5 protein-coding genes are annotated in these 6352 nt (G+C 66.8%); 1 reads left to right on the forward strand and 4 read right to left on the reverse strand.

Going from position 1 to position 6352, the window contains the following annotated elements; all coding sequences use genetic code 11:
• The 4 genes from G3O06_RS45770 to G3O06_RS45785 form a co-directional block, all read right to left on the reverse strand.
• On the reverse strand, positions 1-717 hold a 717-nt coding region (locus G3O06_RS45770; RefSeq protein ID WP_174998193.1), incomplete at its 3' end, for a molecular chaperone.
• Between the two features lie 15 nt (positions 718-732).
• On the reverse strand, positions 733-1236 hold the full coding sequence (locus G3O06_RS45775) for a spore coat U domain-containing protein (RefSeq protein WP_174969497.1): 504 nt from the start codon (positions 1234-1236) through the stop codon (positions 733-735).
• A 577-nt stretch (positions 1237-1813) separates the two neighbouring features.
• The gene (locus G3O06_RS45780; protein WP_174915232.1) at positions 1814-3019 is read right to left on the reverse strand and encodes an MFS transporter; all 1206 of its coding nucleotides are present in this window, start codon (positions 3017-3019) and stop codon (positions 1814-1816) included.
• 736 nt (positions 3020-3755) lie between these two features.
• Positions 3756-4667, reverse strand: coding sequence for a LysR family transcriptional regulator (locus tag G3O06_RS45785; protein WP_205820028.1), 912 nt, complete (start codon positions 4665-4667; stop codon positions 3756-3758).
• A gap of 156 nt (positions 4668-4823) precedes the next feature.
• Between G3O06_RS45785 and G3O06_RS45790 the strand changes: the two genes are divergently transcribed.
• Positions 4824-5744: a pyridoxal-phosphate dependent enzyme gene (locus G3O06_RS45790; RefSeq protein WP_205820029.1), complete on the forward strand. Its 921-nt coding sequence runs from the start codon at positions 4824-4826 to the stop codon at positions 5742-5744.
• The last annotated feature ends 608 nt before the right edge of the window (positions 5745-6352 follow it).

The following is a 6352-nucleotide window of genomic DNA, read 5'->3' on the forward strand; positions in this document are numbered from 1 at the left end:
TCCCGGCGGCTCCACCGTGACGACCGCACTGGCCGGCTGCGAATTGACGGCCGCCCGCACCGTGACCTTGCCGCCGAGCGTGACGCCGGCCGGCAGCGGCACGCTCCACTGGCCGGTACGCCCCGCGAGCGCATAGCCGAGCAGGCCGTGCGTGAGCGGATACGTGCGGCCGTCGCCGGTCACGAGTTCGACCGATGCCAGTTGCGCGCGCCGCGTGCCGCCGTTGCGCACCCGCAGCACCCAGCCACCGTTGCCGCGCAGCAGCGCCCAGTCGAGCTGCGGCGCGCCGTTGGTGGCGGGCTCGACGAACACCGGAATCGAATAGCGCAGTCGGATCGCCACGCCGTTGGCCGGCGTTTCGCCGGGCTGCGGCAGCTCGTCGATCAGCAGCCGGTAGGTCTGCTCGGCGCCGGCAGGCGTGCGCGATGCGCGCACGACGCGGATCAGTTGTTCGGACTGCGTGCCGACTTGGATGAGCGGCGGGCTGGCCAGCAGATCCTGGGTGGGCGTCAGCGTGTCCTGGCCTTCGGCCTGGTCCCAGCGGAACACGCGCACCTGCCCGTACACGGGGCGCTCGCCCGGATTGCGCAGCGTGATGCCGGTGGCCGTGTCGTCGGTGCTGAATTCGATCGTGACCGGGGAAATCTGCAGCGACGCGGCGTGCGCGGCGCCGGCCGCACACAGCAGCGCGGCGAGCGTTCGACGTAATGCGGACATGGGGAGCAGTGCCGGTCAGAAGTAGACGGTTGCGGTGACGGTCGTCTGATAGGTGTCCGGCTTCGGCGTCGCCTGCGTGGGCACCTGGCCGTAGACGGTAATTGACTGCGCGGAGCCCGTGCCGGTGCCGGCCACGGTGTCGGTGCCTTGCGTGTTGCCCCAGATCGTCGTGCGCCCGGCATCCTGGTAGAGCTGGAAGCCGACGGTCGTCGACGTGTTGCCGGTCGTCGTGCCGGCCATCAGCCGGCTTGAGACGGTCGACCCCGTGACCGTGCCCGCGTCGAGACCGACGTTGTACGGCGTCGTGTTGGTGCAGGTGACGCTCACGGTCGTCTGCTGGTTGATCGCGGTGGCCAGCACCCCGCTGGTGCCGAAGGCGAGCGGGTTCGCGGCGATCGTGCAGTTCGGCTGCAGCGTCAGCGTGACGTTGAAGGTGGCGGTTGCGGTGCCGTTCGAATAGGTGGCGGCGTCGGCGGCGGGAATCGAAAGGCCGATTGACAGCGCGAGCGACAATGTCATGGAAGCGATGGCGACTTTCACACTGATCCCTCATCGATTGTTTTTTTCATTGGATTTATGCCGCGCTTCGCATGCCACGGTATCGCTGATGCTGATACGAATCGGCAAGTCTTTCAATCTTTAAATTTACGCTGTTTCATTTTGTTACATTTGATCGGGGTATCGATTGAATAAAGCCGGGGAGCGTTGCGATTTCCGATTTTTTCGTGATCAATTTGAACGAAATGTTATCCCGCGGCGCAGCAATGAAGGGTAATTAATACGGGGTTCGATACGATTTTTCGGCTGACTTGACGAGTTGAATCGGCTCGTGGGAATAGGTAATTAATTCGCTGAATGAAATAGAAGGGGTGGGGAATGAATCATTCGAATGGATTGAATCGATTTCGGTATTTCGTAAATTAATTGAATTCGGGGTGCTGCGGGATGGGTGATTATTCTTGATTTTTCCAGATTGAAGGGGTGTTGAATCGGAATCTATCGTTGAAAACGAAAACGACCGCATTGCGCGGCCGTGAGCGTGAGTCGAGATGGATCGGCGCTCCGGCATGCATCGCCGGCGCGCGACGTGTCGCGATTACGAATTCGCGGCGGCCGGTGCGCGGCGCTGCTGCGCGATCTGCAGGAAGACGAGCGCGAGTCCGGCCGCGGCGATCAGCCCGCCGACGAGCGGCACGGCCGCATAGCCGAAGCCCGCCGAGATCGCCGCGCCGCCGGCGGCCGCGCCGAGCGCGTTGCCTAGGTTGAACGCGCCGATGTTGACGGCCGACGCGAGGCCCGGCGCTTCGTGGGCCGCCCGCATCACGCGCATCTGCAGCGGCGGCACGACCGCGAACGTAGCGATTCCCCACACGAGCAGCGTGACGGCGGCACCGGCATGCGTGCTGGCGAGCACCGGGAACGCGACCATCGTGGCGATCAGCAGCAGCAGGAAACCGATCAGCGTGCCGTCGAGCGATCGGTCGGCCAGGCGACCGCCCGCGATGTTGCCGATCGAGAAGCCGACGCCGATCAGCACCAGCATCGCGGTCACGAAGCCGGGTGTCGCACCGGTCACGTGTTCGAGCGTTGGCGCGACATACGTGTAGAGCGTGAACATCGCGCCGGCGCCGAGCACGGTCGTCCCGAGTGCACCGAGCACGACGGGGCGCGTCAGCACCGAGAGTTCGGCGCGCAGGTCGGGCATCTTGCCGGCTTCGCCCTTCGGCAACGCGGCGAACAGCCCGGCGATCGCAACCAGCCCGAGGCCCGCGGTCGCCGCGAACGACATGCGCCAGCCGATGATCTGGCCGAGCCAGGTCGCGGCCGGCACGCCGCCGACGTTCGCGATCGTGAGGCCCATGAACATCGTCGCGACCGCGCTGGCCTGCTTTTCGCGCGGCACGAGGCTGGCCGCGACCACCGAGCCGAGCCCGAAGAATGCGCCGTGGTTGAGGCTCGTCACGAGACGGGCGAGCAGCAGCGTCGTGTAGCCCGGCGCGAACGCCGACAGCAGGTTGCCGATCGTGAAGATCGACATCAGCGCGATCAGCGCCGAGCGGCGCGACCAGCGCGCGAGCAGCAGCGTCATCAGCGGCGCGCCGACCATCACGCCGATCGCATAGGCGCTGATCAGCATGCCGGCTTGCGGAATCGATACGTGCACGCCGTCGGCGATCACGGGCAGCAGGCCCATCGGCGAGAACTCGGTCGTGCCGATGCCGAACGCACCGGCGGCGAGTGCCAGCAGCGGCAGCGCGGCGCTGCCGCCCGGGCGGGAAGGAGAGGAAGTCGTGGGGTTCACGCGATGAGCTCCTGTAGTCGAGGGACAAAGGCACGGGCCGTTGAGGACAGGACGAAGTGTGCCTGGATGACTTTTGCCGAAAAAGCCGTGTACGGACGAAATTATGTTGATTTCATCTCAACAATGCAGCGGGCGTGCGAAGCCCGCGTGCGGCACGGGCGAACGAGCGTCCTTTGCAAAAGTGGTTTGTCATGAAAAAGGTGCGGCGCTAGACCGGGAGATCGCGATCCATCGGCGCTTCGAGCCGGACTGACGGCCGACCGGCCCAGTGATCCGGAATTCGCCCGCTGACCGTCCGGCGACGCGCAGCCGCGCGGATCGGGCAGGCCCGTCAGGTGACGGGCATCATCCCGCGCGAGTATCGCATCATCGCCGGAAACCCTTTGCAGACAAGGTACACGGGCAAAAAAAGCCCCGACCACAGGGGGACCGTGACCGGGGCGGAAACGCATCCTCTCTTTGGCACGAGGGTTGGATGCGCGCGCAGTATATTTCGGCGCACGGCAATTCGAATCGGCGTTAAACGGCCGTTTTTGGTGTCAATTTAAAAACACCGGCGCTGCAGCGTCCGGCATCGTCGCGTCGAAAGCATTTTCGCGCGTAAGGTGTATTTGATTTGCCTGTTTAGGCGGCCAAAGCGACGGTTTGGCGGAGGGTGATTCCGCGCGTCAGACGCACTCCGAATCGTGCTGCCTGATTGCCGGAGATCCTCCGCCATCCGGTATCCGCTGCCCGGTCAGCTCGCTTCACCGGCCGCATCGCGCACGGCCTCGAGAAACCGCGCGACGACCGGCGACGGCGGCATTGCCGCACCGTCGAACACGAACTCGATGTCGAAGCGGCTCGCGAGCTCGTCGAGCGCGACGAGCCGGACCGTGTGCGGGCAGGTCGGCGACGCGCTTTCCGGCACGAACGCACAGCCCATTCCGGCCGCGACGAGGCCGATCAGCGTCGGAATGTCGCTGCCGACCTGCGCGATGCGCGGCGTGAAGCCGGCCTGCTGGCACTGTGCCATCAGGAACCGGTGGTGCGCGGCGGAGCGCTGCGCGTCGAACCAGACGAACGGCTCGTTCGCGACGTCGGCCAGCGTGCGCGGCGCGGTGAAGCGTCCGCCCGGCGGCGCGGGCATTGCGAGCACGAAGCGGTCGCTCAGCAGCCGCACGCCCGACAGGTGCGGCGCTTCGTCCCGACGCCACGCCATAATCCCGCCGTCGAGCTGGCCGCGCACCAGCGCGCTTGCCTGTTCGGCCGACAGCATTGGCGCGATCGACAGCTTCACGTCCGGACACGCGTCACGAAACGTCTTGAGGACGTTTGCAAAGACGGGCAGCGGCAGGCAGTTCGGCAATGCGCCGAGCCGCAGTTCGCCCAGTTGGCCGGCTGCGCTGCGCAATGCGCGCTCGCGGCTGTCCTGCAGCGTCGCGAGCAGGCCGGTCGCGTCTTGCAGGAAGCTTGTGCCGGCCGCCGTGAGCGTGACGCCCGTTGCGCGGCGGACCAGCAGCGGCGTGCCGATCGCGTCCTCGAGTTCGCGGATCTGTCGCGACAGCGCGGGCTGGACGATGCCGGCCGCGCGCGCGCCGGCCATCACGCTGCCTGCTTGTGCGACGGCCACGAAGTAGCGCAGGTGGCGTAATTCAATCTGGCGCATGCGGTATCCGTTCCGGTTCGATGATATACCTGTAGAGCATAGCAAATGCCATTCGATGGTATTGGAAAGCATGGGCGGCGTGCCGTACGATGACCGTCATTGCCGCTCGCATTCGCGGGTCGCGCGTGTTTCCTCCGTTCCCATTGGTCCCGTCCCATGCCGCTTCATATCCCGACTCCTTATATTCGCTCGCAAATCGCGTCCCGCCGGCTCGGCAGGACCGTCCGGCTGAAGCTCGATGCGCTGCAGCCGTCGGGCTCGTTCAAGCTGCGCGGTATCGGCGCCGTCTGCGAAGCGCGTCATGCGGCCGGCGCGCGGCGTTTCGTGTCGTCGTCGGGCGGTAACGCGGGCATCGCGGTCGCGTATTGCGGCCGCGAACTCGGCGTGCCGGTGCTCGTCGTCGTGCCGGAAAGCGCGTCGGCCCGCGCACGCGAGCTGATCCGCGTCGAGGGTGCGGAACTCGTCGTGCACGGCGCGAGCTGGGCCGAGGCGAACGCGTTCGCGCAGTCGGCGCTCGGCGAGCACGATGCGTTCGTGCATCCGTTCGACGACCGCGTGCTGTGGCAGGGCCACGCGACGATGATCGACGAGATGGCGGCGGTCGGCCCGAAGCCCGACGCGGTCGTGCTCGCGGTCGGCGGCGGCGGGCTGCTGTGTGGCGTGCTCGAAGGGCTGGCGCGCAACGGCTGGCATGACGTGCCGGTGGTCGCAGCCGAAACGGAAGGTGCCGACTGCTATGCGCGTTCGCTCGATCAGGGGCGCCCGGTCGAATTACCGGCGATCACGAGCATCGCGACATCGCTCGGTGCGAAGCGGCCGTGCGATGCGGCCGTCGAATGGGCGACACGGCACGAGATTCATCCGGTCGTCGTGTCCGACGCCGACGCGGTGGCAGCGTCGCTGCGATTCATCGACGAACACCGGATCGTCGTCGAGCCTGCTTGCGGTGCAGCGCTGGCTGCGCTCGAGCGGCCGGTGCCCGTGCTTGCGTCGGCGACGGATATCGCCGTGATCGTCTGCGGTGGCGTGACGGCGACCGTCGAGCAGATGCAGAAGCTGAGCGCGACGTTGCGGTAGGCGGGGTGGACGGCGCAAGCAGGTTTGTCGTGGGACGGCCTGATGGCGGTCGGCGACGGATATCGCCGTGATCGTCTGCGGTGGCGTGACGGCGACCGTCGAGCAGATGCAGAAGTTGAGCGCGACGTTGCGGTAGGCGGGGCGGGCTGCGCAAGCAGGTTTGTCGTGGGACGGCCGGATGGCGGGCGGCGACGGATATTGCCGTGATCGTCTGCGGTGGCGTGACGGTGACCGTCGAGCAGATGCAGACGCTGCACGCGACGTTGCGGTAGGCGGGGCGGGCGGCGCAAGTTGGCCTGTCGGGGAATCGCCGGACAGCCGTCGATCCCGGCGAACATGGACATCGGCTACACATGCCCGTTGCGAAGCGTCGACGCAATGTCGGCGACACGACGGGCGGGCAGCCCGCGGCGCGGAAATTCCTGTGAGGAATGACGGGGAAGGTTGCGTATCGTCGCGCTGCGCCGGGTGCGGCCGGTCGCGACGATACGGGCGGCCGGTCAGTTTGCGGCCGGGGCGCTCGCGCCGGACGGTGCGGACGATGCGACGGGGTTAGCAGCGGCCGGCGCGGGCGATGTGCCCGACGGTGCCGATGCCGATACGGGGGC

This window comes from Burkholderia sp. Ac-20345, from assembly GCF_017104825.1.
GTDB lineage: Bacteria > Pseudomonadota > Gammaproteobacteria > Burkholderiales > Burkholderiaceae > Burkholderia > Burkholderia lata_B.

Coding starts and splice junctions, on each gene's coding strand:
- G3O06_RS45775 (WP_174969497.1), bottom strand. CDS start 1,236: ATGACATTGTCGCTCGCGCTGTCAATCGGCCTTTCGATTCCCGCCGCC.
- G3O06_RS45785 (WP_205820028.1), bottom strand. CDS start 4,667: ATGCGCCAGATTGAATTACGCCACCTGCGCTACTTCGTGGCCGTCGCA.
- G3O06_RS45790 (WP_205820029.1), top strand. CDS start 4,824: ATGCCGCTTCATATCCCGACTCCTTATATTCGCTCGCAAATCGCGTCC.